We start from the raw sequence: 24,631 nt of genomic DNA on the forward strand, positions 1-24,631 counted from the left end.
CGTTGGCGCGGGGCTGAAAATGGCAGATTGGAACAGGGCGGGAACGCGGGATGGCGACGCCGCAGGCCCCGTCATGCCCCCGCCCCGGGCGGTGCCCTGAGAACGTGCCATGCCCGGTCCGGCGCGCGGCCCCGTCCCGCGGCCTGCCGGGCGGGAAAACTGGAATAGTCCTTTGCCTGTCAGGCCGGGCGGCCCATGGCCAGGAGCACGGCGGCAGCGGCAGCGGCGCTCAGATCACGCCCGAGGGACCGGCCAGATCGAAGAACCGCTTGGCATGCAGGAACTCCTGCCGCTTGCGCTCGGCCAGCTCGGCGGCTTCCTCGTCGACGCCCCATTGCTCGGCCTGCCAGTCCTCGTCGACCCGCGACAGGGTCCAGATCTCTTCCGCCCGGCGCCAATCCGATGCGGCGGCGAACCCCAGCACCAGGGACCCCGTCAGACCAACGAGATCGTGAAACGCCGCGAGGTGAAACGGCCCGAAATCGTGCACCCGACGCTCCAGCGCCGCCAGCGCGGTGCCGTCCTGCGGGACGTGCATCACGCCGGTGCGGGTCTCCAGCCGGGCGTCCAGAGCCTCTTCGGCCCAGTCCAGCACCGGGTCCCAGTGCCCGGCCTGCCGCGCGATCAGCTCCTCGGGGGCATCGGCGCGGTAGCACAGCAGATCGCTGTCGCCATAGGCCGCCAGCATCGCGGCCACCTCCGTCCGCTGCGGCGCGACCCGGTCGATCGCCGAATTGGCCGAACGCGTGCAGGGCATGGACATCGGGTCCACCTTGCCCTCCTGTGCGGCCCATTCGCCGGCCACCGCCTGCGCCAGGCCTTCGGTGGGCAGCACCAGGTCCGTCTTCGCCGGCGTCTTCACGCGCCGCCCGTCCAGCAGCACCCGGTGCCCGTCCTTTGCCCCTTCGACCGTCACATTGGTCCAGAAGCGTTTCATCGCCCATTCGCTCATGCCGGCTCCTTCCAGATCGTCCGCAGCCGGGCCGGAAGCTGATCGAACCGGTCCAGCACCGTGTGCGCCGCCGTCAGCAGGTGCGGCGGGTGATAGCCCCAGCTGACGCCCAGCCCGGTCACCCCGGCGGCGGCGGCCATCTCCATGTCGAACTCGGTATCGCCGACCATCACCGTGGCGTCGCGGTCGACGCCGGTGTCCGCCATGGCAGTCAGGATCATCGAAGGATGCGGTTTGCTGGGATGGTCATCCGCCACCTGCCGGGTCACGAAATACCGCTCCAGCCCGTGCACCTCGATCATCGCATCCAGGCCCCGCCGCGATTTGCCCGTGGCCACGCCCAGCAGCACCTCGTCGATCGCGGTCAACTCCTGCAGCACCTCCAGCGCGCCGGGATACAGAGGCATAGACGCCGCCCCCGTCGCCACGCGATGGCTGTGATAGGCGTCCTTGTAGGCCTCGACCATCCGCGCGTGGCCGGCCGGATCCAGCGCGGGCGCCAGCCGGCTCATCGCTTGATCCAGCGAGAGGCCCACGATCGACAGCAGCACCGCGCGTTCCGGCGCGGGCAGGTTCACCGCCTCGAAGGCTGCGTGCATGGCGCCGACGATCGCCGCCTGGCTGTCGACGAGCGTGCCGTCGACATCGAAGATCACCAGTTTCAGGTCGCTCATGCCTCGTCCTCGAACGGGTCCTCCGGCACCTCGGCCGGGTCCCACTGGAAGGTGGTCCAGGTCCGCGCCATGTGCTCGGGCAGCTGCGCCACCAGGTGCAGCCTCCGCTTGGTCACCGGATGCTCCAGCACCAGCGCGCGGGCATGCAGGTGCAGCTTGCGCGAGATATCCCCGCCCAGCTGCGCGCCCCAGCCATCGCCAAGGTTCTCCTGCCCCGACCCGCCATATTTTCCATCGCCCACGATCGGATGCCCGATCTCGGCCATATGCGCGCGCAGCTGGTGCGTGCGCCCGGTGATCGGCACCAGCGCCACCCAGGCGGCGCGCTGCGCGGCATTCTCCAGCACGGCGTAATCGGTGATCGACCGCTTGGCACCGGGCGTGTCGTGGATCTCGTCGGGCAGGACGACGCGCATCTTCTCGCCCTCGCCCTTCGGGCCGTGACCGCCGGCCTTCACCAGGCCGGTCTTGATCGTGCCCATCCGGGGATGCGGCACGCCGGCCACGACGGCCCAGTAGATCTTGCGCGTTTCGCGATGCCGGAAGGCGGCGGTCAGCCCCGCCGCCACCGCCCGCGTGCGCGCCATGATCAGGACGCCCGAGGTATCCTTGTCCAGCCGGTGCACCAGCCGCGGATCCTCGTCATAGCCGAAGCGCAGCGCGCCGGCCAAACCGTCCACGTGCCGCACCGTGCCCGACCCGCCCTGCACCGCCAGCCCCGGCGGCTTGTTCAGCGCGATGATGTGGTCGTCGCGGTAGATCACCGCCGCCTGCATCATCTTCGCATCCGCATCCGAAATCTTCGGCCCCGTGTCCGGTGGCGGCGCCTGCCCCTCGGGCAGCGGCGGGATGCGGACCTGCTGGCCCTCTTCCACCCGGGTCGAGGCCTTCACCCGCCCGCCATCCACGCGCAGTTCGCCCTTGCGGCACATCTTCTCGATCCGGCCCTGGCTGACCTGCGGAAACCGCCGCTTCAGCCAGCGGTCCAGCCGCTGGTCGCCTTCGCCCGCCTCGACGGTCACGTTCTGCACACCGCTCATGACAATACCATCCGTGCCGCGCTCATTGCCAGGAACAGCCCCCCGACGGAGCAGACCACCGACAGCGTCACATATAGCGCCGCCGTCCCCGTCTGCCCGCGTTCGATCAGGGTGATCGTCTCAAGCGAGAAGGCCGAGAAGGTGGTGAACCCGCCCAGGATTCCCGTCATCACGAAGGGGCCAAGATGGGTAAGCCCGCGCATCGCCGCGAGCGCCGCGAAGACGCCCATCAGCGCCGAGCCGACGATATTCACCGTCAGCACGCCAAGCGGCATCGCCATGGGGCCCATCGCCTTGAAGATGGCGACCCCTGTCAGATACCGCGCCGACGCGCCGATGGCCCCGCCAAGGGCTACCTGAAGAACTGTTCCGATCATGGCGCTTCCCTTGCGCCTAAGCGGGGCGGAGTCAACCGCTCCCCTGCTGCCGCTTCGCCCGCAGCTTCTCGAAATACTCCAGCCGCTTGCCCAACTCCCTCTCGAAGCCGCGTTCGACCGGCTTGTAGAACGCCGGCCGGTCCATGCCCTCGGGAAAGTAATCCTGCCCCGAAAAGCCATCTTCGGCATCGTGATCATAGTCGTAGCCCGCGCCATAGCCCTGCTGCCGCATCAGGTCGGTGGGCGCGTTCAGGATATGCATCGGCGGCGGGGCCGAACCGGTCTTCTTGGCGTGGGCCATCGCCGCCTTGAACGCCTTGTACCCGGCGTTGGATTTCGGCGCGAGCGCCAGATAGGCCACCGCCTGCCCCAGCGCCAGCTCGCCCTCGGGCGAGCCCATGCGTTCATAGGTCTCCCACGCCTGCAGCGTCACGGTAAAGGCCTGCGGATCGGCCAGGCCGATATCCTCCCAGGCCATGCGCACGATGCGCCGGGCCAGGTAGCGCGGATCCTCGCCCCCCGTCAGCATCCGCGCCAGCCAGTACATGGCGGCATCCGGGTCCGACCCGCGCACCGCCTTGTGCAGCGCCGAGATCAGGTTGTAATGCGCGTCGCCCGACTTGTCGTATTGCGCCGCCCGCCGCATCAGACGCGCGGACAGCTGCTCGGGCGTCAGCGGCGCATCCACCTCCCAGGCGGCGATCTGCTCCACCAGGTTCAGCAGAGCGCGCCCGTCGCCATCGGCCATCTCGCGCAAGGACTCGCGCGCGCGTTGGTCCAGCGGCAATTGCCGGCCCATCTCGGCCTCGGCCCGTTCGATCAGCCTTTGAAGATCATCGTCGGTCAGCCGCGTCAGGATCAGCACCTGCGCCCGGGACAGCAACGCGGCGTTCAGCTCGAAAGACGGGTTCTCGGTCGTGGCCCCGACCAGCAGGATCGTCCCGTCCTCCATATGTGGCAGGAACCCGTCCTGCTGCGCCTTGTTGAAGCGGTGGATCTCGTCGACGAACAGCAGCGTCCCCTTGCCGTTGCCGCGCCGGATCCTGGCCTGGTCGAACACCTTCCGCAGCTCGGGCACGCCCGAGAAGATCGCCGAGATCTGGACGAAATGCATGTCCGTCTGTTCGGCCAGCAGCCGCGCGATGGTGGTCTTGCCCACCCCCGGCGGCCCCCAGAAGATCAACGACGACAGCGATCCGGCCGCCAGCATCACGCCCAGCGGCGCGTCGGGGCCCAGCACCTGTTCCTGCCCGATCACCTCGCCCAGGGCCTGCGGCCGCAGCCGGTCGGCCAGAGGGCGGTGCGGTTCGGGCCGCGGCGGGCCGTCGCCCTCATTGCGCGAGAACAGATCGGCCACGGGCTACAACCGGAACCGCAGGGTCAGGCGCCGCCCCTCGCGCCCCAGGTCGATCACCAGCCGTCGGCCCGGATCGGCCAGCATCGCGGCCACGTCCGCGGGCGCCTCCATCTCGACACCGTTGACGGCAAGCAGAACGTCGCCCTGCCGCAGCCCGGCGCGCAGCCCGCTTTGCCCCGGGTCCGTCACAACGATACCCTCGGTGTTCAGCGACAGCCCGTGTTCCGCGATCACCGCCGGGTTGGCCCGCGCCACCTGCAGCCCAGGCAGCACGGTGCGCTCGTCCAGCACCTGTGCCTCGCGCGGCGGATCCTCGGGCGCGGGGATCAGGGCGACGTCGAAACGGCGCTCCTTGCCGCCCTGCCAGGCGGTCACCTCGGCCCGCTCGCCGATGCCGGTCACGGACATGCGAAACAGCATCTCCTGCCCTGAATTCACCGGCTGCCCGTCCACGTCGGTGATCACGTCGCCGACCTCAAGCCCGGCCTCGGCCAGCGGGCTTTTCGGATGCAGATCGGCGATCAGGATGCCTTCGGGCACGTCCAGACCCAGCGAAGCCGCAAGATCGCCGTCCACGTCCTGACCCGAGACCCCGGCCCAGGGCTGTTCGAAACTGTCGTTGCCGGCCCGCGCCTGATGCACGAATTCCCGCACGAGATTGGCCGGAATGGCAAAGCCGATCCCATTGGACCCGCCCGAGCGCGTCAGGATCGACGTGTTGATCCCGATCAGGTCGCCGTTCACGTCGATCAGCGCGCCGCCGGAATTGCCCGGGTTGATCGGCGCATCGGTCTGGATGAAATAGCCCCGCGCATTGCCCGTGGCCGTCCCCGAACGGGCCAGCCCCGAGACGATGCCGCTGCTGACGGTCTGGCCCACGCCGAAGGGGTTGCCGATGGCCAGCACCAGCTCGCCGACCTCGACATGGTCGCTGTCGCGCAGGCTTAGCGAGGGCAGGTCCTCCACCCCGTCCAGCTTCAGGATAGCGATGTCCGATTCGCGGTCGCCCAGCAGGACGCGTGCGCTGAATTCCCGCCGGTCGTTCAGCACGACGCGGATCTCGGTCGCCTGGCCCACCACGTGGTAGTTCGACACGACGATCCCGTCGTCGGACAGGATCACGCCGGACCCCAGGGAATTCTGCACCCTGGGCCGCGACTGGCCGAAGCCGCGAAAGAAATCCTCGAAGAAGGGATCGCCGCGGAACGGGCTGGCCGATCCTTGCGTGACGATCCGCGCATAGATGTTCACCACCGCCGGCGCCGCCTGTTTCACCACCGGCGCGAAGCCCAGCGAAATCTCGGCCTGCGAGACCGGCACCCTGGTTTCGGCGCCGCCCGCCCCCGGAAAAGCCAGGACAAGGGCGGCAAGGGAAAGACCGGCAAGGCGGGACAGGCGGGATCGGATCATGGGACGAGGCTCGAATTACTGCTCTGAAGTGGTCTGGTGATGGCGGGACCCGCCGGATGGCCGCGCGCCGCTGCGGACGACCCGGCGCAGTCCCCGACAGGGCTCGGCACGGGGTCCGGGGCGAGGATCTGAGCACGGATCGGGGAGCGGGTCATGGCCGAGATATGTTTCCCGCGGCGCCCAATTGCAAGCCGCCCACACTCTCCCCGAAATCTCGGGGACGTGCGTCTTTCTCTTGACTTTTCCCACAGCATCACCCCGCCGTGACCGGCCCGGATGGAACAGCGGCCCCGATCGATGCGTTGACCCGTCAAGAAACGACGAAGGAGGCTCTTATGGCCGAGCGTTTAAGATCCAAGGACGGCGTGAAGGAAACGCGCGAATTCCTCGACGATGCGGACACCCCCTCGCAGCAGGGACGGGCCGGCGGCAACCTCGAACGCAAGGTCGGCACCCGCGATCTGCTCAAGCGCGCCGAGAAGGGCGACGGATCGACCCGGGTGACCAAGTCCGACGAGAAGGGCGAAGGCAACCTGGGTGGTTTGCACGGCACCGGCGACAAAAGCGGATCCTGAGAAGGGGAGAGCGATGACACGCATCAAGCACGGCACCTGGGTGGTGGTGACGGACAGCGAAAAGGCGCTGTTCCTCAAGAACCTCACCGACCACGACAATCCCAACCTCGACGTCTTCGATGAAGAGGAACAGGAAAACCCGTCGGACCGCGAGCAATCCGCGAATCGCCCCGGGCGCATGAACGACACCGGCGTGAACCAGCGCTCGGCCATGGACGACACCGACTGGCACGAACTGGCCAAGGAACGGTTCGCCAAGGACCTGTCCGACAAGCTTTACGCGCTGGCCCACAAGGGCGCCTTTGACCGGCTGATCCTCGTGGCCTCGCCCCAGGTTCTGGGGGCCCTGCGGGATGACCTGCACAAGGAAGTCGCCGACCGGGTGATCGCCGAGATTCCCAAGACCCTGACCAACCATCCGATCGACAAGATCGAATCCATCATCAAGGCAGAACTCGAAGCCGCCTGACCGCGAGGAGACTGACCATGACCAACCCCATCCAAACCCCCGTGACCGCGGCATCGCCGCTCGACACCACCCCGCTCTGCGGAGGGGCCGCGTTGAGGCCCGAAAGAACGGCCTTCTACGAGGCGCTGTTCGGGCTGGACTGCGCTTTGGATACGGGTTGGGTCGTCACGCTCGAGCCGGGCTGCGCGCCGATGGCGCAGCTTGATGCCGGGGATGACATGGGCGCCGGGATCGGCGACCAGACGATCGAGGTTGAGAACGTGGATTCGGTCTATGCCCGGGCGGTCGCCCTGGGCGCGGACGTGATACAGCCGCCGCGCACCGAAAGCTGGGGCCAGCGCCGGATGTTCCTTCGCGATCCCGACGGCAGCCTGCTGCATGTGACGGAACATGAAGCCGTGGAAAGCCGCGCGGCCTGAGCCTCCCACCCCCCAAAAACGAAAAACCCCCGCCTGAGCGGGGGTTTTTTTGTATCTGGTCCGGTGATCCGGGATCAGTCGTCGGCGCCTTCGGCCTCGACTTCGCGCGCCTTGTCGGCGGCACCCTTGGCATCGACGTCGCGGTCGACGAATTCGATGATCGCCATCGGGGCCATGTCACCATAACGGAAGCCGGCCTTCAGGACGCGGCAGTAGCCACCGGCGCGGTCCTTGTAGCGGGGGCCGAGGATCTCGAAGAGCTTCGCGACGTCCTTGTCCTGCTTCAGCTGCGCGGCCGCCTGGCGGCGGGCATGCACATCACCGCGCTTGGCGAGCGTGATGAGCTTTTCCACGATCGGGCGCAGTTCCTTGGCTTTCGGCAGGGTCGTCTTGATCTGCTCGTGCTCGATCAGCGAGCCGGCCATGTTCGAAAAGAGCGCCTTGCGGTGCTCGTGCGTGCGGTTGAGGCGGCGGTATCCGCGGGCGTGACGCATGTCGTTTCTCCTTACGGTTTATGCTTTGTCCGGAGCCCCATGCGTTGCGGGGCCCTCTCCTTGGGGCTGTGCGCCCTGTTGTCCCCGGCATGATCCGGGCATTTCTCCGAAGCGGTGGGTTGAAAACCCACGCTACGCAGCTGGTGTAGGGTGGGGTTCTACCCCACCACTACCTCAGAATGCGTCTTCGTATTTCTTGGCAAGATCCTCGATGTTGTCGGGCGGCCAGTCCTCGACATCCATGCCAAGGTGCAGGCCCATGCCGGACAGCACTTCCTTGATCTCGTTCAGCGACTTGCGGCCGAAGTTCGGGGTGCGCAGCATCTCGGCTTCGGTCTTCTGGATCAGGTCGCCGATATAAACGATGTTGTCGTTCTTCAGGCAGTTCGCCGACCGCACCGACAGTTCCAGCTCGTCCACCTTTTTCAGGAGCAGCGGGTTGAATTCCAGCCCGTCGTCCTCGTCCTGGCGGCCAGCCGATTCCGGCTCGTCGAAGTTCACGAAGATCGACAGCTGGTCCTGCAGGATCCGCGCGGCGAAGGCCACGGCGTCATCCGGCGTGATCGAGCCGTCGGTTTCGATCTTCATCGTCAGCTTGTCGTAATCCAGCACCTGGCCCTCGCGGGTCGGCTGCACGTCATACGACACCTTCTTGACCGGCGAATAGATCGCGTCGATCGGAATCAGCCCGATGGGCGCGTCTTCCGGCTTGTTCTTGTCGGCCGACACATAGCCCTTGCCGGTGTTGACCGTCAGTTCCATGTACAGGTCGGCACCGTCGTCCAGGTGGCAGATCACGTGGGACGGGTTCAGCACCTCGATCCCGGCACTTTCCGAAATCTGGCCGGCGGTCACGACCATCGGCCCCTTGGCGGAGATCGACAGGCGCTTGGGCCCTTCGACTTCCATGCGCAGTGCCACACCCTTGAGGTTCAGCACGATATCGGTCACATCTTCGCGGACACCGGCCACCGACGAGAATTCGTGCAGCACGTTGTCGATCTGCACCGAGGTGATGGCCCCGCCCTGCAGCGAGGACAGCAGGATGCGGCGCAATGCGTTGCCCAGCGTCAGGCCAAAGCCGCGCTCCAGCGGTTCGGCGACGACGGTGGCGCGGCGCGCCGGATCGTTGCCCGGCTTGACGTCAAGCTGCGTCGGCTTGATCAATTCGGCCCAATTCTTATGGATCATGCAGTCCCTCCATGCTTGCTCGCCTGCCTGACCCGATGTGGCGAGCGTCCCGAGGATTACGAATGACTGACGGGGGCCGAGCTATGGCCCGGCCCCCAGTCGTTAACCTGCTGCGATCAGACGCGGCGACGCTTCGGAGGGCGGCAGCCGTTGTGTGCGATCGGCGTCACGTCGCGGATGGACGTGATGTTGAAGCCGACGGCGGCCAGCGCGCGCAGCGCCGACTCACGGCCCGAACCGGGGCCCTGGACTTCGACTTCAAGCGTCTTCACGCCGTGTTCCTGAGCCTTGCGGCCGGCGTCTTCGGCGGCCATCTGCGCGGCGTAGGGGGTCGACTTCCGCGACCCCTTGAAGCCCATGGTGCCGGCCGACGACCACGAAATGGCGTTGCCCTGCACGTCCGAGATCAGGATCTTGGTGTTGTTGAACGACGAGTTCACATGCGCCACGCCTGCGGCGATGTTCTTGGAAACCTTGCGCTTCCCGCGGGTTTTATCGCGTGCCATTGCTCAGCCTCCCCTTACTTCTTCTTGCCGGCGATGGGCTTGGCAGGGCCCTTGCGCGTGCGTGCGTTCGTATGGGTGCGCTGACCGCGCACGGGGAGGTTGCGGCGATGGCGCAGACCACGGTAGCAGCCCAGGTCCATCAGGCGCTTGATGTTCATCTGAACTTCGCGGCGCAGATCGCCTTCGACGGTGAAGTTGGCGTCGATATGTTCGCGGATCTGCAGAACCTCGGCATCCGACAGCTCGTTCACCCGGCGGGTGGGGTCGATGCCGACGGCTTCACAAATGGCCTTGGCCGAGGTGTTGCCGATTCCGGTGATGTAGGTGAGGGCGATAGGCACCCGCTTTGCAGTCGGGATGTTGACGCCGGCAATACGTGCCACGTGTATATGTCCTTTCGTTGCGAGCCCGTAGCTCCAGGCCCTTTTTTCACAACGCAAGGCCACGGACCGTTCGGTCCTGGCCTGGCATTTTGTCGAGGTGGTCAGGAGTTGGGAATACCGTCTCCTGTCGTCGATTCCATGAAGCGACGGTGGTGGATAGGGGCATTCGGGAAACGGGTCAACCCTTGCCTGAACTATTTGTCAAGAATATTCGCGATCGCCGTCTTTACAGTGTCGATATCGCCCAGTCCGTCGATCCGGGTCAGGTCGCCCTTGGCGTAGTAATAGCCGATCAGGGGCGAGGTCTTCTTGTAATATTCCATCAGCCGCGTGCGTAGGCTTTCCTCGTTGTCGTCGGCCCGGCGCTTGAACTCGGTCCCGCCGCATTTGGCGCATTTGCCATCCGCGGGAACAGGCTTGGTGTTGTCGTTGTAGACCTCACCGCAATTCGCACAGGTCGACCGCGCGGTGATCCGCGCCACCAGGGCATCGTCGTCCACCGCCATCTCGATCACGGCGGTCAGCTCCTGGCCGGTCGCCTCCAGCAGCTCGCCCAGGGCGTCGGCCTGGGCCAGCGTCCGGGGGAAACCGTCGAAGATGAAACCGGTGCCGCCGCCGGCGATGATCTTCTCGTGGATCAGGCCGATCACGATCTCGTCTGTCACCAGCTCGCCGCGGGCCATGACCTCGGCCACGCGCTGGCCCATCTCGGTACCGCTTTCCTTGGCGTCCCGCAGCATGTCGCCCGTGGACAGCTGGATCATGTCGCGCGTTTCGACAAGGTGACGCGCCTGCGTCCCCTTGCCGGCCCCCGGGGGGCCGAGAAGGATGATATTCATTTACGTGCCGGGCTCCGCTTGCCACGTTTCTTCGATTTGCCACGCAGCTGCGATTTCTCGATCAGTCCCTCGTACTGATGCGCAAGCAGGTGGCTCTGGACCTGCTGGATCGTGTCCATCGTGACGGTCACGACGATCAGGACCGACGTCCCCCCGAAATAGAACGGAATGGCGAACTGTCCGCGCAGGATCTCGGGCAGAAGACAGATCGCGGCCAGGTAGCCGGAGCCGAGCACGAGAATGCGGGTCACCACGTAATCCAGGTATTCCTCGGTCTTCTTGCCGGGGCGGATACCGGGGACAAAGCCGTTCTGGTTCTTCAGGTTCTCCGCCACGTCATCCGTCTTGAACGACACGTTGAACGTGTAGAAATAGGCGAAGAACACGATCATCACCGTGAAGAACGCCAGATAGAGCGGACGACCCGGGCCGAAGTTGGCCAGCAGCCAGGACATCATCGGGCCCTGCGCCGCGCCCTGGCTGAAGGTCGAGATGGTCACGGGAAGCAGCAGCAGCGAGCTGGCGAAGATCGCCGGGATGACGCCCGCCGGGTTCACCTTGATCGGCAGGTGCGAGGACCCGCCGTCATAGACCTTCATGCCGACCTGGCGGCGCGGGTACTGGATGTGGATCTTGCGCAAAGCGCGTTCCAGGAACACCACCAGCATGATCGTCACGACAACCATGATGATGGCGCCGATGATGACCGCCGGGCTGATCGCGCCCGACCGGCCCGAGGCCAGGAATTGCGCCAAGGCGGCCGGGATTTCCGCGATGATGCCGACGAAGATGATCAGCGAGATGCCGTTGCCGACGCCGCGCGCCGTGATCTGTTCGCCCAGCCACATCAGGAACATGGTGCCGCCAACCAGAGTGATCACACAGGCCAGCCGGAAATACAGCCCCGGATCGGTCACCATGTCGCCGCTTTCCAGCGAGACCGCCAGGCCATAGGCCTGCGCAATGGCCAGGGCCACGGTGCCGTAACGGGTGTACTGGTTGATCTTCTTGCGGCCCTGCTCGCCCTCTTTCTTCAGCTGTTCCAGCTGGGGCACCATCGAGGCCAGAAGCTGCACGATGATCGAGGCCGAAATGTAGGGCATGATGCCCAGGGCGAAGATCCCCATCCGTCCCAGCGCGCCGCCGGTGAACATGGAGACCATGCCGCCGATCCCCTGCCCGGCGCTTTCCATGAATTCGCGCAGCGCGGCACCGTCGATGCCGGGAACGGGAATATAGGTGCCAAGGCGGTAGACGATCAGAAGACCGAGCGTGAAGAGGATGCGGTTTCGCAGGTCGGTGGCTTTGCCAAGCGCGGCCCAGCTCGTGTTGGCCGCCATCTGTTCCGCTGCTGATACCATGAACCGGCTCTTTCTTAAGTGGGGACGCCGCCCCGAGGGCACATCTGGGCCCGGGCGGCGTCAAAAGGTCATGCGCAGATGTAAGCGGCGCCCGGGCCGCTCACAACCCGTTACTTGGCGCTTACTCGGCCGCGGGGGCCGGGGCTGCCGCAACGGTGATCGATCCGCCGGCACCTTCAACGGCCGAAACGGCCGATTTCGATGCGCCGGTCACCTGCAGGTCCAGCTTGGCCGTGAAATCGCCCTTTGCCAGGACGCGGACACCGTCCAGCTTGCGGCGGACGAGGCCGGAGTCGACCAGCACGTCCTCGGTCACCGGCGAACCGGCGTCGATCTTGCCTGCGTCGACGAATTTCTGGATCAGGCCCAGGTTGACGACGGCGAACTGCTTGCGGTTCGGCTTGGTGAAGCCGCGCTTGGGCAGACGCTGGTAGATCGGCATCTGGCCGCCCTCGTAGCCGTTAATGGCCACACCCGAACGCGATTTCTGACCCTTGATGCCGCGGCCACCGGTCTTGCCGTAGCCCGAACCGGGGCCACGACCGATGCGCTTGCGGGATTTGGTTGCGCCGGGATTGTCGCGCAGATCGTTAAGTTTCATGTCGCTTCTCCTTGCCGGATGTGACCCCCGAAGCGATCTGGGGCCAGCCACGGCGTTTCTTGGTTTATGATTCCGGATCTCGTACGAGACCACCGCGCGCGTATAGACCCTGCGGGCAGGCTTTGCAAGGGAACCCGCCGCGTTCCTCCGGTGGACGAAGGACGATCCCCGGCCCCTCCCCCGCGCGCGCGGCCCTCTGGGCCGTCGGCGTCTGGCCGGTGACGCCCCGTGCCTGCGCCGATCGGCCCGGGCACCTTGCATCAGGTCCTGCGGGGGGACGTCAGGTCCTGTGGATCAGGTTTTGCGCAGGCGCCGCGCGTTGGCCACGGTCTTGGCGCCGATCGGCTGCACCGCGGCCAGGGCCACGCTCAGCGGATCGCGCCCGGCGGCGGTGGCGCGGGCGGCGCGCTCGAAGGAGGCGGCAAGGGCGGCGGGCTTTTCGAACACCATCCTTGCGGCTTCCTCCGGGCCCATCCGGCCAAAGGCCATCTGCATGGTACGGCGATGAATGACCTCCTGGGCGGAAAGGTACATGCGGCCGTAGGCAAAGGCGGTGTCCTGCCAGGCCTGGACGGCGAACATCATGGGAAGCATTCCGATCATCGTGGCAATATCCTGGTTTGAAATAAAAAAAACGTCCCGCCGTGATAGGCGGGACGTTTCTCGAAGTTAAGGAAGACGTTGCGTAACGCGGTTACGCGTCACGCTCTTCCACGATCTCCACGAGGTGCGGGATCGAATTCACCATGCCGCGGATGGACGGCGTGTCTTCCAGCTCGCGGGTCTTGTGCATCTTGTTCAGCCCGAGGCCGATCAGCGTCTGGCGCTGCTTGGCGGGGCGGCGGATCGGCGAACCGACCTGCTTGACGACGATGGTCTTTGCCATGTGGTTCAGGCCTCCTCGGCGACTTGGCTTTGCTCGGCCGGGGCTTCGTCACGCTTCGGCAGGATGTCCGAAACCTTCTTGCCGCGGCGGGCGGCCACGTTGCGGGGCGACTGCTCTTTCTTGAGGCCGTCCAGCGTGGCGCGGATCATGTTGTAGGGGTTCTGCGAGCCCAACGACTTCGACACGACGTCCTTGACGCCGAGCATTTCGAAGACGGCACGCATCGGACCACCTGCGATGATCCCGGTCCCTTCCGGTGCGGTGCGCATGGTCACCTTGCCGGCGCCCCAGCGGCCGTACATGTCATGGTGCAGCGTGCGGCCTTCGCGCAGCGGCACGCGGATCATGTTGCGCTTGGCCTGCTCGGTGGCCTTGCGGATGGCCTCGGGGACCTCCTTGGCCTTGCCCTTGCCAAAGCCGACGCGGCCCTTCTGGTCGCCGACGACGACGAGCGCGGCGAAACCGAAGCGCTTACCGCCCTTGACGGTCTTCGACACGCGGTTGATCGCGACCAGGCGATCGGCGAATTCCGGGGCTTCGTCCCGGTCACGGTTGCGGCCACGGCCGCGACGTTCGTTATGTTCTGCCATTAGGCATCCTTTCAAGCCGGCGCCCGGGCGCCAAGTGATCCGACCGCAGTGCGCCGCCTTGCGACAGGGCGCCCCGGTCATCGAGACGGGTCGGTCGCCCAATGGGGCCGGTCCCGTCTTCACATCTTCCGCCGGATCCCGATGCCGGGGCCGGCGGCCGAGGTCGTGACGGTGGGTTGGAAACCCACCCTACATCTGTGTCGGCGGCGGAACGTAGCCCCGGCGCCGGGGGTCCGGGTAGGGTGGGTTTTTCAACCCACCGCTGCCTCAGATCTTCAGGCCACCTTCACGCGCGGCGTCGGCCAGAGCCTTCACCTTGCCGTGGTACAGGAAGCCACCGCGGTCGAAATACGCTTCCGCCACGCCAGCCGCCTTCGCGCGCTCGGCGATCAGGGAGCCGACCTTGGTGGCCGCTTCGACGTTGTTCTTGCCGATCAGCCCAAGATCCTTTTCCAGGGTCGAGGCTGCGGCCAGGGTCTTGCCGGCGACGTCGTCGATCAGCTGCACGCTGATGTTCTTGTTCGACCGGTGCACGCTCAACCGCAGCCGTCCGGCGTTGGTCTTGCGCAGCTTGTTCCGAACGCGCAGACGGCGCTTCAGGAACAGGGTCCGTTTGCTGTTTGCCATTTCTCGCGTCCTTACTTCTTCTTGCCTTCCTTGCGGAAGATATACTCGTCCTTGTACTTGATCCCTTTGCCCTTGTAGGGCTCGGGCGCGCGCCAGGCGCGGATCTCGGCGGCAACCTGACCAACACGTTGTTCATCAATGCCTTCGATCACGATCTCGGTCGGCTTCGGCGCGGCAATCGTGACGCCTTCGGGCGCCTGATAATCCACGTCGTGCGACAGGCCGAGGTTCAGCTTCAGCGTGGTGCCCTGCATCGCGGCGCGGTAACCCACGCCGTTGATCTCGAGCTCTTTCTTGAAGCCGTCGGTCACGCCGGTCACCAGGTTCTGAACCATGGTGCGCGACATGCCCCACTGCTGGCGGGCGCGCTTGGACTTGCCGCGCGGCTCCACCTTGACGGCGCCCTCGTCCACGACCAGCGCCACGTCATCCGTGGCGGTGAAGCTGCGGGTGCCCTTGGGGCCCTTCACTTCGATGGTCTGGCCGCTGACCTTGGCTTCCACGCCGCTGGGCAGTTCGACGGGCCTCTTACCAATACGAGACATGTTGAAGCCTCCTTAGAATACGGTGCAAAGCACTTCGCCGCCAACATTGGCCGCGCGTGCGTTTGCATCCGACATCACGCCCTTGGAGGTCGACACGACGGAAATACCGAGGCCCTGGCGGACCTGCGGAACGTCGCTGACACCCAGGTACACGCGACGACCCGGCTTGGACACGCGCTGAAGTTCGCGGATCACCGGTTCGCCTTCGTAGTACTTCAGGCTGATTTCAATTGCCGGGTGGCCGTTCTCGCCGGTCACCTTCTCGTAGCCACGGATGTAGCCTTCGTCCTTGAGCACGTCGAGGACCCAGGCCCGCAGCTTGGACGCGGGCGTCATCACCGTCGACCGGCGGCGCATCTGTGCGTTCCGGATCCGGGTGAGCATATCGCCGATAGGATCGTTCATGTTCCTAAACCCTCCTTACCAGCTCGATTTCACCAGACCGGGGATCTGGCCAAAGGAGCCCAGTTCCCGCAGCGCGATCCGGCTGATCTTGAGTTTACGGTAATATGCGTGCGGACGGCCCGTCAGCTGGCAGCGGTTGTGCAGCCGGGTGGGCGAGCTGTTGCGCGGCAGTTTTGCAAGCTTCAGACGCGCCTTGAAGCGCTCTTCCATCGGCTTGGATTCATCGTTCGCGACCTCTTTCAGCTCGGCACGCTTGGCGGCGTACTTCTCCACCAGGTGCTGACGCTTCTTCTCGCGTTCGATCATGCTTTTCTTAGCCATGATGTCTCTCCCTGGCTCAGCTGTTGAAGGGCATGTTGAAATGCTTCAACAGCGCCTTGGCTTCTGCGTCGGTCTTCGCGGTGGTGGCGATCACGATGTCGAGGCCCCAGGTCTCGTCGACCTTGTCGAAATCGATCTCGGGGAACACGATGTGCTCTTTCATGCCCATCGCATAGTTCCCGCGGCCATCGAAGCTCTTGCCCGACACGCCGCGGAAGTCGCGGACGCGCGGCAGCGCGATGGTGATCAGACGATCGAGGAATTCGTACATCCGGTCGCCGCGCAGGGTAACCTTCGCACCCAGCGGCATGTCCTCGCGGACACGGAAGCCGGCGATCGACTTCTTGGCCTTGGTGACAACGGCCTTCTGACCGGCGATCAGCGTCAGGTCATCCTGAGCCGACTTGGCCTTCTTGCTGTCCTTCACGGCTTCGGCGCCACAGCCGATGTTCAGAACGATCTTCTCCAGCCTGGGGATCATCATGTCGTTCTTGTAGCCGAATTCTTCCTTCATCGCCGGACGGATCGTGTCGGCGTAGACGGAACGCAGGCGGGGGGTGTAACCGGCGGTATCAAGCATCGATCACGTCTCCGGTGGTCTTGGCGAACCGCACCTTCTTGCCGTCGTCGGTGGTCTTGAAACCGACGCGGGTGGGTTTGCCGTTGGCGTCCAGGAATGCCAGGTTCGACAGATCGATCGGCGTCGCCTGGGGGATGCGACCGCCCTGGCTTGTCTGCGACTGACGGGTGTGGCGGATGGCGATGTTGATGCCGTCGACAACGGCCTTGCCGGCCTTGGGGTCAACGGAAGTGATGGTGCCTTCCTTGCCCTTGTCCTTGCCGGCGAGCACGACGACCTTGTCGCCCTTCTTCAGCTTGGCTGCCATATCAGAGCACCTCCGGAGCGAGCGAGATGATCTTCATGAAGTTCTTCGCGCGCAGCTCACGAACCACCGGCCCGAAGATACGGGTGCCGACGGGCTCGTTGTTGTTGTTGAGGATGACGGCGGCGTTGCGATCGAAGCGGATCGCGGTGCCGTCCTCACGGCGGACTTCCTTGGCGGTGCGAACGACGACGGCCTTTCGGACGTCACCTTTCTTCACACGGCCACGCGGAATGGCCTCCTTGACGGACACCACGATGATGTCGCCAACAGAGGCATACTTCCGCTTGGATCCGCCCAAGACCTTGATGCACTGAACTTTCCGGGCACCGGAATTGTCAGCAACATCCAGATTGGTCTGCATCTGGATCATTTGGTTTCTCCCGACCTGTGGGGGCTGTTCTGGTTAAGTCCCCCAGGGTTTCGTTCAAACCGGGCTGTGCCCGAGACGGTTTACGCCTCGATCACTTCCCAGCGTTTGGTCTTCGACTTCGGCGCGCATTCGATGATGCGGACCGTGTCACCCTTCTTGAAGGTGTTCTTCTCGTCGTGAGCCCGGTACTTCTTGGACTTACGGATGGTCTTTTTCAGAACCGGGTGCGTGAAGCGGCGTTCGACGGAAACGGTGACGGTCTGTTCGTTGGCGTCGCTGGTCACGGTGCCGCGCAGGATACGTTTGGGCATCAGGTCGGCTCCTTATTCCGCTGCTTCTTTGGCTTTTTCGTTCAAGATCGTCAGCACGCGGGCAACGTCACGCTTGACGGTGCGGATGCGGGCCGTGGTCTCGAGCTGGCCGGTCGCCTGCTGGAAACGCAGGTTGAAGGCCTCTTTCTTGAGATTCACCAGATCCTCACGAAGCTGATCCGGCGTCTTGTTACGCAGTTCCTGGGCGTTCATCGCCTATGTTCCTTTCAACATCACGGGCAGGCCCCAAAGCATTGGGTCACCCTGATTCCCGTGGAGTTCGTGGATGAGCGGCCCCTTTACGCGCCCGGGGACCGCATGGCAACCCCGAATGGCCGTTTCCGGCGGGATGACGGGGGTTCAGGGGCGTGACGGGGCGTGACAGGGCGTCGTAACGACCCTGCACCCCGCGGCATATCCTAGAGCATCCATTCCACCGGCAGCCAGCCGACCACCCGGGCCATGAACCGCTGGAACCCGCTGGTCTTCGGATCGTCGTCGTAGGTGACGGTCTCCCCGCCCTCCGTCTCCTCGATCCAGACCAGCCCGCCGTCCCCGTCCGGCTCCACCCGGTAATACATCTCCATCCGCTCCAGCTGGTCCGAAAGCGAGGCCGCCATCTCGGGGCTGTCCACCAGCACGCCCATCTCGGTGTTCAGCCGGGCCGAGCGCGGGTCGAGGTTGTAGGACCCGATGAAGACCCGCGCGCCGTCGAAGCCGAAGACCTTCGCATGCAGCCCCGAGGCCGAGCCGGCCAGGATCTCCGGCAGCGAGCGCTCCACAGCCTCCTCCCGCATCGCCCGCAGCTCCAGCAGCTCCACGCCGCTGTCCGCCAGCCCCTGCCGGTATTTCATGTAGCCGGCATGGACCGGCATCACGTCCGTCGCCTCCAGCGAGTTGGTCAGCACCCGGACCCGGACGCCACTCTCCGCCAGTCCCTCCAGCACCTCGGCGCCGCGCGGGCCGGGGATGAAATAGGCCGACACCAGGTCCAGCGAGGTCTCCGTCGCCTCCGCCATGGCGATCAGGTCCTCGACCACCAGGTCGTCGTCGCTCGCCTGGCCCAGCCCCTTGGCGGGATCGTCAACGTAAAGCACCGCGTCGCCCCATTCGAAGATCAGGGAGTGATCCTCGATCTGCCGGGTCAGCACCGCCTCGCGGATCGCCTCGCGATAGCCCGCGCCCAGCGCCGAGTCCCGCGCCAGCCCGGCCAGCTGCGCGATCTGCGGCACGCCCGCGGGCGCGAGGATCTTCCCGGCGGCATAGGCGGATCCGCTGTTCCAGTAATCGTCGAAGCTGTCCGCCACGTCGTCGACCACCGGCCCGACCGCAATGGCATCGACGTCGAAGTAATGCGTCCCCTCGCCGTAGGCGAAGTAGATGTCCCCGATGTTGCGCCCGCCCAGCACCGTGGCCACGCCGTCCACGGTCATCGACTTGTTGTGCATCCGCCGGTTCAGGCGGCGGAAGTCGAAGGCATAAGAGGCAAGCTTGGGGCTGCGCAGGGTGAACGGGTTGAAGATCCGTACCTGGGCCGTGGGCAGGGCATCGAGCTCGGCCATCAGAGCGTCCATGCCCGGGATGCCGTTGTCATCCACCAGAAGCCGCACGCGCACGCCCCGCTCCGCCGCGGCGCGCAGCTCCTCCAGCAGCATCAGCCCGGTCGTGTCGTCCTGCCAGATGTAATATTGCGCGTCGATCGAGGACACCGCCTGCCGCGCCAGGATCACCCGGGCGGCAAAGGCCGCGCGCCCGTCGGCCAGCGGTCGGATCCCGCTCTGGTCCGGGTGACGCTCCAGCGCGGGCAGGATGGCGCGGCCCAGCGGACTGTCGGGCGCGGCGGGCAGGCGCTCGGTGGCCTCGGCGAAGGTCTCCTCGGGCAGGGGAAACAGGAGTTTCAAGCCGAACACGATCACCGCGCAGAGCACCAGGATCGTCAGGAGAGTCTTCAGGAACGTCATCGGGAGCCTTCACCACGCCAGGTCGCCCACCGTGCGGGCGGGCCCGGGATCCGGCGGGTTTGAGCGGAGTTCACCACATCCGGGGCGGGTCTCCAAGCCCTTCGAGGGAAATGGCGCCCTGTCCCGGAGGCGATGCGGGCCGTGGGCGTGGGGCAGGAGTATTTGGACAAAGGTGAAGACAGGGGCGTGGCGCGCCGGGGGCGAAGGTGGTGCCGCCCTGGCGGGGCCGGAGGGGCGAGCCGGTCCGGCCGTGGCGGCGGCGGAGAGGGCGGGAGCCTCCGGCGGGAGGTATTTGGGCCAAGAAGAAGACCGGGGGACCGCGAGAGAGGCGAGCGCGAGAGGGTGTGCCGGCCTGGATGGCAGGGCGGGCAAAGCTTTCGGATTGGTTAATCCGTCTCTGCAAGTCCTTGATCTTGCTGGGGGCGGAGGGTGTCCCACGCGTGGGACATCATTCCATCATCGTCAGCACGCCCAGCACGTCGAGGCCCGTGAGGACCGAATCCACGGCGATCGTGGCGAGGATCATCCCCATGACCCGGCTGATCACGCTGACCCCGCCTTCGCCGATCATTCTCTGGATCTTCGAGGCCGCCAGCAGGAAGCCCAGGGTGATGCAGAGCACCAGCACCAGAAGCGCCGCCGTCAGCGCCTGCTGCGGGACCGAGACGTGGTGGTTGTCGGTCAGGATCACCACCGCCAGCATCGCGCCCGGCGAGGCGATCGAAGGCATCGCCAGCGGGAAGACGGCAAGCGCCATGACGCCGGTGCCGATGGTCTTCTCGGCCTCCTCGCGCTCGGCCTCGGCGATCTCGACCTCGGGTTTGCTTTCGCCGAAGATCATCGTCATCGCGAACAGGAAGAGCACAAGGCCCCCCGCCACCTGGAACGCCCCCAGGCGCAGGCCCAGCCCTTCGAGCAGAAACTGCCCGCCGACCAGGAAGGCCATCAGCACGAGCCCCGCGATCAGCACCCCGCGGATCGCGAATTTCCGGTGCAGGTGCTGCGGCACCGAGGCGGCGGCGAAGAGGAAGACCGGGATCGACCCGATCGGGTCGATCACCACGAACATGGTGATGAAGTCCCGCCAAAGCGTCGTCAGTTCCATCGGTTGCTCCTGTCTTTTGGTCCCGGCCCGGCCGGGGGCCCGTCGCGCCACCCTGAGGGCCCGGCCGCCCGTGTTTCAAGGCCAAATCCGCCCGGGCCCCGCCTTCGCGGCCCGGCGCGGCGGGAGCGCCTCAGATGATCTCGTCCTCGTCGAACATCGACGCCCCGTCGAGCTGGTTGGTGAGGCTCTCGATGCGGCTTTCCTCCTCGGCCGAAATCTGGGCGATGTGGAACAGCGCGTCGCCCTCGTTGACCAGCGGCAGGTTGGTGCGGCCGATGATCAGCCCGGATTCCTCGGCGCGGACCTCTTCCTCGACCTCGCCGAAGGGGTCCGAGATCATCGCCAGCAACTCGCCCTGCTCGACCATCTCGCCGGTTGCCTTGAAGGCGCGCAGCAGCCCGCCGGCGGGCGAGCGTTCCCAGGCGGTCACGGAGGCCTTGACCGGCACCGCCTCGGCCAGCGGCACGCCGTCCTGGGGGATCATCCCCAGCGAATGCATTACCCGCAGGATCCCGGCCACGCCGACCCGCGCGGATTGTTCGTCGAACCGCAGCCCCTCGCCCGCCTCGTACAGCAGGATGTCGACGCCATGGCGCTGCGCCTCCTTCCGGAGCGAGCCGTCGCGCAGCTTCGAGCGGATGACGACCGGGGCGCCGAAGGCATCGGCATGGACCATCGTCCCGGGCTTGCCGGGCGAGACGCGGATCTGGGGCATGTTCTCGCGGTGGATGGCGGCGGAATGCAGGTCGATGCCGAGATCGGCGCGCGCCACGATCTCGGTCATGAAGATATGTGCCAGCCGCCCGGCCAGGGACCCGGTTTCAGAGCCCGGGAAGCAGCGGTTCAGGTCGCGCCGGTCAGGCAGGTAGCGGGAATGGTTGAGGAACCCGAAGGTGTTGACGATCGGCACCACCATCAGCGTACCGGCGATCCGGTCCAGCTGCGGGCTGCGCAACAGGCGGCGCGCGATCTCGACGCCGATGATCTCGTCCCCGTGGATCGCGGCGCTGACGAACATCGTCGGCCCCGGCGACCGGCCATGGACCACGTGGACCGACATGGTCACCGGCGTGTGGTCGGAAAACATGCTGACCGGCAGTTCCACGGTGCGCTGGCTGCCGGGGGGGACCCGGGTGGAACCGATCTGAAAGGCGGGGCGGGTCGACATGGGCTGAGCTCCTGGGGGCATGCTCGGACAAGGGTCGCGCATCTGAATAGGTCTGCCCGGGATGGGCTGCAAGATGTCCGGAGAAAGTGAAAATATCCCTTACTTGAGAAACCCTTTCATAAATGCCATTCCTCGCGGATTGAATTTTCATATGAGAGTAACCAGCACGCCCCTTCGCCTAGGCAGTTTCGGCGCGGATTTCATCACCGGCACATCCTTCAACGACTACGTCTTCGGATTTTTCGGCAACGACCGGATCGAACTGACCGGCGGCGTCAACCGCGTCTTCGCCGGCCGCGGCGACGACACGATTTCGGTGCTCGATCCGCAAAGCACGAACATCTTGTTCACCGGCCGCGGCAATGACGTGATCGAGATTACCGACACGTTTTCAAGCAACACCGTGGTGCGCGATTTCGAGATCGGCGCCGACCGGATCGACGTCTCCGCACTTGGCATCACATCGATTGAGGGGATCACGGTCCTGCAGCAATCCGGGAGCGTCATGATCCTGGCCGACGGGCACGAGCTGACCCTGGACTACGTGACCAGGGGCCAGATCACGGCCGGGGATTTCATCTTCGCCGAAGAACCGCCCGAACCCGTCGTGGTGGTGGATTTCGAAGAGCTGGAGAACGCCCCGACCGAGCTTGATCCCGTCAATCACTCCGATCCGCTGCCCGAGGGTTACCTTGGCTACACCTGGACCGACTTCTGGTTGATGGAGACGGATGAGTTTGCGGACTATTTCCCGGACCACAGCTTTGTCCCGCAATCCGGCGACAACGTGATCTATGGCTATATCACCGGAAATCCCGGCATTTCGCGCGACACCAATTTCGGGATCGACTCGCTCTATATCGGCTCGGCGTAGAACGACGACATGACCGTGCGGATCGAGGCCTATGACGAGGGCGAGCTGGTGGGGTCAAGCAGCTATGTCACCCAGCACGCCACGCGGCAATTCATCGAGCTGGACCAGGAGATCTTCGGCGACGTGGACGAGGTGTTGTTCTTCGCCTCGGGCGGAACCGACGCCGATCCCGACGACAACGGCAGCGGGGCCGTCATGTTTATCGACGATATCGTCTTCGCCTGATCCCGGGTGGCGCGCCGGGTCCGGCGCGCCGTCCGCCTGCCGGGCTCAGCTCCAGCTGTAGTTGAAGCTGACCGAGATCCGTTCGTCCTCGGACATGTTCATCGGCACCTCGTGGCGCAGCCAGCTTTCCCAGAGCAGCACGTCGCCGACCCTGGGCCGGACATAGACGAAGCTCTGCAGCTCGCGCCGGGCGTCCTTCTTGCGGACCGGGGCGGCCATCATCATCTGGCTGCGCGGGTCTTCCAGCTTCAGCGCGCTGGCGCCTTCGGGCATCGCGACATAGGTGGTGCCCGAGATCACCGAATGCGGGTGGATGTGGCTGGTGTGGATCCCGCCCTCGGGCAGGATGTTGATCCAGATGTCCTCCAGCTTCAGCTCGCGCCCGTCGAGGTCGAATTCCAGGTCCTCGGCGAAGGCGGCGACATGGGCGTCCAGGACCTTCACCAGCTCGGCGAAGATCGGGAAGCGCCAGGGCAGGTCGGTCAGCGAGGCATAGGAGGTGTAGCCGGGGTAGCCGTTTCCCTCGCACCATTCCTGTCCGGCCTCGTCATCCTCGGCGATGACCAGGCAGGAGTTCTCAAGCTCGGACGGATCGATGGGCGTGCCGTGCTCGGACAGCGCGGCGCGGTAGAGGCGGGTGGCGAAGAGGGATTCGATCTGGGACATGGGCGCGGCATAGCGCGGTCCGCAGGCTGGCGCCAGCATGATGCGTATCGGCCGCCCCGTAGGGTGGGGCTTGCCCCACCACGCCCCGCAGGCCGCCAGCGCGGCCTTTCGGCCCCCAAAGCCACCGCCGCAATGGCCCCGTAGGGTGGGGTTTCACCCCACCGCTCGCTGCCCTCAGCCTTCCGAGATCCAGACAAGGAAATCCGTCAGCTCATGCTGCCCGAAGGAATGGGTCAGCGGCACATCGGCCGCGTCGCGCCCCCGGGCGATCAGCACCCGGCCGAAGCGCGTGTCGTTGTTGCGCGGATCGAACACCCACCAGCGGTCGCCCAGCCAGACCTCCATCCAGGCCGCGAAATCCATCGGCGGATAGGGCGGCGGCTGGCCCACGTCGCTGATGTAGCCGGTGCAGTAGCGCGCCGGGATGTTCAGGCTGCGGCAGAGCGCGATGGCCAGATGCGTGTAATCGCGACAGACGCCGACACCCTCGGCCAGGGCCTCGGCGGCGGTGCGGGTGGCGCGGGAATGCCGGTAGCCGAAGGTGATGTGATCATGCACGAAATCGCAGATCCCCTGCACCCTGTCCCAGCCCGGAGGAAGCGCGTCGAAATGCGCCCAGGCAAAGTCCGAGACCAGCTCCGTCTCGCAATAGCGGCTGGGCAGGAGATAGGTCAGCACCTCTGACGGCAGGTCCTGCACGGGCTGCTGCCGGGCGTCCCGGCCGACCGGGTCGGAGAGGCCCGCGTCGTGGAAAAGACCGAAGGTCGCGACCTCGAACCGCCCGGCGGGCGCCAGCACCCGGGCACAGCGGTTGCCGTAGCCGTCGACATAGGGCTCCACCGGCACGGCGGGCCGGGTGGCGAGATCGTCGGCCAGGACCACGTCGCCGTCGCGCGACGGGTGGACCCTCAGCATCAGGATCATCGGGGTGTCCGCCGGCAGTCGGAACCGCATCCGGCAGCCCAGTCGCAATCGCATGGCGCGCTGCCTTCCGTCTCGCGGGGCCGGAATCGGCCAGCCGCGCGCCCCTGCGTAGCACGGC

35 protein-coding genes are annotated in these 24,631 nt (G+C 65.8%); 5 read left to right on the forward strand and 30 right to left on the reverse strand.

Translation table 11 applies throughout. The features are described 5' to 3' along the window. Positions 1–229 precede the first annotated feature (229 nt). Genes ATO3_RS12840 through ATO3_RS12865 form a run of 6 tightly spaced genes read right to left on the reverse strand, consistent with a single transcriptional unit; the run spans position 230 to position 5,810 of the window. Entirely contained in the window at positions 230–952 is a 723-nt protein-coding gene (locus ATO3_RS12840; protein WP_088650253.1) for an ATP12 family chaperone protein, read from the reverse strand. After that, positions 949–1,626 carry an HAD-IA family hydrolase gene (locus ATO3_RS12845; protein ID WP_088650254.1) on the reverse strand — a complete coding sequence of 226 codons (678 nt, stop codon included), beginning with the start codon at positions 1,624–1,626 and terminating at the stop codon, positions 949–951. The genes ATO3_RS12840 and ATO3_RS12845 overlap by 4 nt, the downstream gene beginning before the upstream one ends. After that, entirely contained in the window at positions 1,623–2,666 is a 1,044-nt protein-coding gene (locus tag ATO3_RS12850) for an RluA family pseudouridine synthase (RefSeq protein ID WP_088650255.1), read from the reverse strand. The genes ATO3_RS12845 and ATO3_RS12850 overlap by 4 nt, the downstream gene beginning before the upstream one ends. Continuing rightward, positions 2,663–3,043: a fluoride efflux transporter CrcB gene (gene crcB / locus ATO3_RS12855; RefSeq protein ID WP_088650256.1), complete on the reverse strand. Its 381-nt coding sequence runs from the start codon at positions 3,041–3,043 to the stop codon at positions 2,663–2,665. Before crcB ends, ATO3_RS12850 begins: the two co-directional genes overlap by 4 nt. 31 nt (positions 3,044–3,074) lie before the next feature. Further along, entirely contained in the window at positions 3,075–4,400 is a 1,326-nt protein-coding gene (locus tag ATO3_RS12860; RefSeq protein WP_088650257.1) for a replication-associated recombination protein A, read from the reverse strand. A gap of 3 nt (positions 4,401–4,403) precedes the next feature. Beyond that, positions 4,404–5,810, reverse strand: coding sequence for a trypsin-like peptidase domain-containing protein (locus ATO3_RS12865; protein ID WP_088650258.1), 1,407 nt, complete (start codon positions 5,808–5,810; stop codon positions 4,404–4,406). 335 nt (positions 5,811–6,145) lie between these two features. Here ATO3_RS12865 and ATO3_RS12870 point away from each other — a divergent pair, with 335 nt between their 5' ends. From ATO3_RS12870 to ATO3_RS12880, 3 genes are read left to right on the forward strand one after another with little or no spacing between them, the layout of a single operon-like run. Next, entirely contained in the window at positions 6,146–6,385 is a 240-nt protein-coding gene (locus ATO3_RS12870) for a hypothetical protein (protein WP_088650259.1), read from the forward strand. Positions 6,386–6,398: 13 nt separating this feature from the next. After that, positions 6,399–6,854, forward strand: coding sequence for a host attachment family protein (locus ATO3_RS12875; protein ID WP_088650260.1), 456 nt, complete (start codon positions 6,399–6,401; stop codon positions 6,852–6,854). A gap of 17 nt (positions 6,855–6,871) precedes the next feature. Then, on the forward strand, positions 6,872–7,273 hold the full coding sequence (locus tag ATO3_RS12880; RefSeq protein WP_088650261.1) for a VOC family protein: 402 nt from the start codon (positions 6,872–6,874) through the stop codon (positions 7,271–7,273). A gap of 74 nt (positions 7,274–7,347) precedes the next feature. On the opposite strand, the gene rplQ is transcribed toward ATO3_RS12880, so the two are convergent. The 22 genes from rplQ to ATO3_RS12990 all read right to left on the reverse strand — a co-directional run bounded on the left by rplQ (position 7,348) and on the right by ATO3_RS12990 (position 21,824). Next, the gene (rplQ, locus tag ATO3_RS12885) at positions 7,348–7,767 is read right to left on the reverse strand and encodes a 50S ribosomal protein L17 (RefSeq protein WP_088650262.1); all 420 of its coding nucleotides are present in this window, start codon (positions 7,765–7,767) and stop codon (positions 7,348–7,350) included. A 174-nt stretch (positions 7,768–7,941) separates the two neighbouring features. Further along, positions 7,942–8,958: a DNA-directed RNA polymerase subunit alpha gene (locus ATO3_RS12890; RefSeq protein WP_088650263.1), complete on the reverse strand. Its 1,017-nt coding sequence runs from the start codon at positions 8,956–8,958 to the stop codon at positions 7,942–7,944. A gap of 116 nt (positions 8,959–9,074) precedes the next feature. Continuing rightward, positions 9,075–9,464 (reverse strand): 30S ribosomal protein S11, encoded by a 390-nt coding sequence (gene rpsK / locus ATO3_RS12895; RefSeq protein ID WP_088650264.1) that lies wholly within the window; start codon positions 9,462–9,464, stop codon positions 9,075–9,077. Positions 9,465–9,478: 14 nt separating this feature from the next. Continuing rightward, positions 9,479–9,847, reverse strand: a complete 369-nt coding sequence (gene rpsM, locus ATO3_RS12900; protein WP_088650265.1) for a 30S ribosomal protein S13 — start codon at positions 9,845–9,847, stop codon at positions 9,479–9,481. Positions 9,848–10,041: 194 nt separating this feature from the next. Continuing rightward, complete coding sequence (locus ATO3_RS12905; protein WP_088650266.1) at positions 10,042–10,686, reverse strand: adenylate kinase; 645 nt, start codon at positions 10,684–10,686, stop codon at positions 10,042–10,044. Next, positions 10,683–12,047, reverse strand: a complete 1,365-nt coding sequence (secY, locus tag ATO3_RS12910) for a preprotein translocase subunit SecY (RefSeq protein WP_088650267.1) — start codon at positions 12,045–12,047, stop codon at positions 10,683–10,685. The genes ATO3_RS12905 and secY overlap by 4 nt, the downstream gene beginning before the upstream one ends. Before the next feature lie 121 nt (positions 12,048–12,168). Continuing rightward, a complete protein-coding gene (gene rplO, locus ATO3_RS12915; RefSeq protein ID WP_088650268.1) occupies positions 12,169–12,648 on the reverse strand; it encodes a 50S ribosomal protein L15 in 480 nt (159 codons plus the stop codon). Between the two features lie 294 nt (positions 12,649–12,942). Then, the gene (locus ATO3_RS12920; protein WP_088650269.1) at positions 12,943–13,251 is read right to left on the reverse strand and encodes an antifreeze protein; all 309 of its coding nucleotides are present in this window, start codon (positions 13,249–13,251) and stop codon (positions 12,943–12,945) included. Between the two features lie 91 nt (positions 13,252–13,342). Further along, a complete protein-coding gene (rpmD, locus tag ATO3_RS12925; RefSeq protein ID WP_088650270.1) occupies positions 13,343–13,534 on the reverse strand; it encodes a 50S ribosomal protein L30 in 192 nt (63 codons plus the stop codon). 5 nt (positions 13,535–13,539) lie between these two features. Beyond that, positions 13,540–14,124: a 30S ribosomal protein S5 gene (gene rpsE / locus ATO3_RS12930; RefSeq protein WP_088650271.1), complete on the reverse strand. Its 585-nt coding sequence runs from the start codon at positions 14,122–14,124 to the stop codon at positions 13,540–13,542. Between the two features lie 267 nt (positions 14,125–14,391). Continuing rightward, positions 14,392–14,751, reverse strand: a complete 360-nt coding sequence (gene rplR / locus ATO3_RS12935; RefSeq protein ID WP_088650272.1) for a 50S ribosomal protein L18 — start codon at positions 14,749–14,751, stop codon at positions 14,392–14,394. Between the two features lie 11 nt (positions 14,752–14,762). Next, the gene (gene rplF / locus ATO3_RS12940; protein WP_088650273.1) at positions 14,763–15,296 is read right to left on the reverse strand and encodes a 50S ribosomal protein L6; all 534 of its coding nucleotides are present in this window, start codon (positions 15,294–15,296) and stop codon (positions 14,763–14,765) included. Positions 15,297–15,308: 12 nt separating this feature from the next. Beyond that, complete coding sequence (gene rpsH / locus ATO3_RS12945) at positions 15,309–15,701, reverse strand: 30S ribosomal protein S8 (RefSeq protein WP_088650274.1); 393 nt, start codon at positions 15,699–15,701, stop codon at positions 15,309–15,311. A gap of 15 nt (positions 15,702–15,716) precedes the next feature. After that, the gene (gene rpsN, locus ATO3_RS12950) at positions 15,717–16,022 is read right to left on the reverse strand and encodes a 30S ribosomal protein S14 (protein WP_088650275.1); all 306 of its coding nucleotides are present in this window, start codon (positions 16,020–16,022) and stop codon (positions 15,717–15,719) included. A 16-nt stretch (positions 16,023–16,038) separates the two neighbouring features. Beyond that, entirely contained in the window at positions 16,039–16,602 is a 564-nt protein-coding gene (rplE, locus tag ATO3_RS12955) for a 50S ribosomal protein L5 (RefSeq protein ID WP_088650276.1), read from the reverse strand. Continuing rightward, positions 16,595–16,909 carry a 50S ribosomal protein L24 gene (gene rplX / locus ATO3_RS12960; protein WP_088650277.1) on the reverse strand — a complete coding sequence of 105 codons (315 nt, stop codon included), beginning with the start codon at positions 16,907–16,909 and terminating at the stop codon, positions 16,595–16,597. The genes rplE and rplX overlap by 8 nt, the downstream gene beginning before the upstream one ends. 1 nt (position 16,910) lies before the next feature. Next, positions 16,911–17,279 (reverse strand): 50S ribosomal protein L14, encoded by a 369-nt coding sequence (gene rplN, locus ATO3_RS12965; RefSeq protein WP_088650278.1) that lies wholly within the window; start codon positions 17,277–17,279, stop codon positions 16,911–16,913. 80 nt (positions 17,280–17,359) lie between these two features. After that, on the reverse strand, positions 17,360–17,590 hold the full coding sequence (gene rpsQ / locus ATO3_RS12970; protein ID WP_088650279.1) for a 30S ribosomal protein S17: 231 nt from the start codon (positions 17,588–17,590) through the stop codon (positions 17,360–17,362). A gap of 12 nt (positions 17,591–17,602) precedes the next feature. Beyond that, positions 17,603–17,803, reverse strand: coding sequence for a 50S ribosomal protein L29 (gene rpmC, locus ATO3_RS12975; RefSeq protein WP_088650280.1), 201 nt, complete (start codon positions 17,801–17,803; stop codon positions 17,603–17,605). A 206-nt stretch (positions 17,804–18,009) separates the two neighbouring features. Further along, a complete protein-coding gene (locus ATO3_RS12980) occupies positions 18,010–19,551 on the reverse strand; it encodes a phospholipase D family protein (protein ID WP_088650281.1) in 1,542 nt (513 codons plus the stop codon). A 448-nt stretch (positions 19,552–19,999) separates the two neighbouring features. Beyond that, positions 20,000–20,656 carry a MarC family protein gene (locus ATO3_RS12985; protein ID WP_088650282.1) on the reverse strand — a complete coding sequence of 219 codons (657 nt, stop codon included), beginning with the start codon at positions 20,654–20,656 and terminating at the stop codon, positions 20,000–20,002. A 130-nt stretch (positions 20,657–20,786) separates the two neighbouring features. Continuing rightward, on the reverse strand, positions 20,787–21,824 hold the full coding sequence (locus tag ATO3_RS12990; protein ID WP_088650283.1) for a succinylglutamate desuccinylase/aspartoacylase family protein: 1,038 nt from the start codon (positions 21,822–21,824) through the stop codon (positions 20,787–20,789). A gap of 151 nt (positions 21,825–21,975) precedes the next feature. Here ATO3_RS12990 and ATO3_RS12995 point away from each other — a divergent pair, with 151 nt between their 5' ends. Both ATO3_RS12995 and ATO3_RS13000 read left to right on the forward strand, forming a co-directional pair. After that, positions 21,976–22,698, forward strand: a complete 723-nt coding sequence (locus ATO3_RS12995) for a M10 family metallopeptidase C-terminal domain-containing protein (protein WP_088650284.1) — start codon at positions 21,976–21,978, stop codon at positions 22,696–22,698. A 9-nt stretch (positions 22,699–22,707) separates the two neighbouring features. Then, the gene (locus ATO3_RS13000; RefSeq protein WP_088650285.1) at positions 22,708–22,923 is read left to right on the forward strand and encodes a hypothetical protein; all 216 of its coding nucleotides are present in this window, start codon (positions 22,708–22,710) and stop codon (positions 22,921–22,923) included. Positions 22,924–22,968: 45 nt separating this feature from the next. Here the strand turns inward: ATO3_RS13000 and ATO3_RS13005 are convergent, their stop codons facing one another. Together ATO3_RS13005 and ATO3_RS13010 are read right to left on the reverse strand one after the other, a co-directional pair. Further along, complete coding sequence (locus tag ATO3_RS13005) at positions 22,969–23,589, reverse strand: 2OG-Fe(II) oxygenase family protein (protein ID WP_088650447.1); 621 nt, start codon at positions 23,587–23,589, stop codon at positions 22,969–22,971. 174 nt (positions 23,590–23,763) lie between these two features. Then, complete coding sequence (locus ATO3_RS13010) at positions 23,764–24,567, reverse strand: transglutaminase-like domain-containing protein (protein WP_088650286.1); 804 nt, start codon at positions 24,565–24,567, stop codon at positions 23,764–23,766. Positions 24,568–24,631: the final 64 nt, after the last annotated feature.

This window comes from Marinibacterium profundimaris, from assembly GCF_002210095.1.
GTDB classification, from domain to species: Bacteria; Pseudomonadota; Alphaproteobacteria; order Rhodobacterales; family Rhodobacteraceae; genus Marinibacterium; species Marinibacterium profundimaris.

Excerpts from the sequence above, each read along its gene's own strand:
- ATO3_RS12840 (WP_088650253.1), bottom strand. The coding sequence starts at position 952 with ATGAGCGAATGGGCGATGAAACGCTTCTGGACCAATGTGACGGTCGAA.
- ATO3_RS12845 (WP_088650254.1), bottom strand. The coding sequence starts at position 1,626 with ATGAGCGACCTGAAACTGGTGATCTTCGATGTCGACGGCACGCTCGTC.
- ATO3_RS12850 (WP_088650255.1), bottom strand. The coding sequence starts at position 2,666 with ATGAGCGGTGTGCAGAACGTGACCGTCGAGGCGGGCGAAGGCGACCAG.
- crcB (WP_088650256.1), bottom strand. The coding sequence starts at position 3,043 with ATGATCGGAACAGTTCTTCAGGTAGCCCTTGGCGGGGCCATCGGCGCG.
- ATO3_RS12865 (WP_088650258.1), bottom strand. The coding sequence starts at position 5,810 with ATGATCCGATCCCGCCTGTCCCGCCTTGCCGGTCTTTCCCTTGCCGCC.
- ATO3_RS12870 (WP_088650259.1), top strand. The coding sequence starts at position 6,146 with ATGGCCGAGCGTTTAAGATCCAAGGACGGCGTGAAGGAAACGCGCGAA.
- ATO3_RS12875 (WP_088650260.1), top strand. The coding sequence starts at position 6,399 with ATGACACGCATCAAGCACGGCACCTGGGTGGTGGTGACGGACAGCGAA.
- ATO3_RS12880 (WP_088650261.1), top strand. The coding sequence starts at position 6,872 with ATGACCAACCCCATCCAAACCCCCGTGACCGCGGCATCGCCGCTCGAC.
- rplQ (WP_088650262.1), bottom strand. The coding sequence starts at position 7,767 with ATGCGTCACGCCCGCGGATACCGCCGCCTCAACCGCACGCACGAGCAC.
- ATO3_RS12890 (WP_088650263.1), bottom strand. The coding sequence starts at position 8,958 with ATGATCCATAAGAATTGGGCCGAATTGATCAAGCCGACGCAGCTTGAC.
- rpsK (WP_088650264.1), bottom strand. The coding sequence starts at position 9,464 with ATGGCACGCGATAAAACCCGCGGGAAGCGCAAGGTTTCCAAGAACATC.
- ATO3_RS12905 (WP_088650266.1), bottom strand. The coding sequence starts at position 10,686 with ATGAATATCATCCTTCTCGGCCCCCCGGGGGCCGGCAAGGGGACGCAG.
- secY (WP_088650267.1), bottom strand. The coding sequence starts at position 12,047 with ATGGTATCAGCAGCGGAACAGATGGCGGCCAACACGAGCTGGGCCGCG.
- rplO (WP_088650268.1), bottom strand. The coding sequence starts at position 12,648 with ATGAAACTTAACGATCTGCGCGACAATCCCGGCGCAACCAAATCCCGC.
- ATO3_RS12920 (WP_088650269.1), bottom strand. The coding sequence starts at position 13,251 with ATGATCGGAATGCTTCCCATGATGTTCGCCGTCCAGGCCTGGCAGGAC.
- rpmD (WP_088650270.1), bottom strand. The coding sequence starts at position 13,534 with ATGGCAAAGACCATCGTCGTCAAGCAGGTCGGTTCGCCGATCCGCCGC.
- rpsE (WP_088650271.1), bottom strand. The coding sequence starts at position 14,124 with ATGGCAGAACATAACGAACGTCGCGGCCGTGGCCGCAACCGTGACCGG.
- rplR (WP_088650272.1), bottom strand. The coding sequence starts at position 14,751 with ATGGCAAACAGCAAACGGACCCTGTTCCTGAAGCGCCGTCTGCGCGTT.
- rplF (WP_088650273.1), bottom strand. The coding sequence starts at position 15,296 with ATGTCTCGTATTGGTAAGAGGCCCGTCGAACTGCCCAGCGGCGTGGAA.
- rpsH (WP_088650274.1), bottom strand. The coding sequence starts at position 15,701 with ATGAACGATCCTATCGGCGATATGCTCACCCGGATCCGGAACGCACAG.
- rpsN (WP_088650275.1), bottom strand. The coding sequence starts at position 16,022 with ATGGCTAAGAAAAGCATGATCGAACGCGAGAAGAAGCGTCAGCACCTG.
- rplE (WP_088650276.1), bottom strand. The coding sequence starts at position 16,602 with ATGCTTGATACCGCCGGTTACACCCCCCGCCTGCGTTCCGTCTACGCC.
- rplX (WP_088650277.1), bottom strand. The coding sequence starts at position 16,909 with ATGGCAGCCAAGCTGAAGAAGGGCGACAAGGTCGTCGTGCTCGCCGGC.
- rplN (WP_088650278.1), bottom strand. The coding sequence starts at position 17,279 with ATGATCCAGATGCAGACCAATCTGGATGTTGCTGACAATTCCGGTGCC.
- rpsQ (WP_088650279.1), bottom strand. The coding sequence starts at position 17,590 with ATGCCCAAACGTATCCTGCGCGGCACCGTGACCAGCGACGCCAACGAA.
- rpmC (WP_088650280.1), bottom strand. The coding sequence starts at position 17,803 with ATGAACGCCCAGGAACTGCGTAACAAGACGCCGGATCAGCTTCGTGAG.
- ATO3_RS12980 (WP_088650281.1), bottom strand. The coding sequence starts at position 19,551 with ATGACGTTCCTGAAGACTCTCCTGACGATCCTGGTGCTCTGCGCGGTG.
- ATO3_RS12985 (WP_088650282.1), bottom strand. The coding sequence starts at position 20,656 with ATGGAACTGACGACGCTTTGGCGGGACTTCATCACCATGTTCGTGGTG.
- ATO3_RS12990 (WP_088650283.1), bottom strand. The coding sequence starts at position 21,824 with ATGTCGACCCGCCCCGCCTTTCAGATCGGTTCCACCCGGGTCCCCCCC.
- ATO3_RS12995 (WP_088650284.1), top strand. The coding sequence starts at position 21,976 with ATGAGAGTAACCAGCACGCCCCTTCGCCTAGGCAGTTTCGGCGCGGAT.
- ATO3_RS13000 (WP_088650285.1), top strand. The coding sequence starts at position 22,708 with ATGACCGTGCGGATCGAGGCCTATGACGAGGGCGAGCTGGTGGGGTCA.
- ATO3_RS13005 (WP_088650447.1), bottom strand. The coding sequence starts at position 23,589 with ATGTCCCAGATCGAATCCCTCTTCGCCACCCGCCTCTACCGCGCCGCG.
- ATO3_RS13010 (WP_088650286.1), bottom strand. The coding sequence starts at position 24,567 with ATGCGATTGCGACTGGGCTGCCGGATGCGGTTCCGACTGCCGGCGGAC.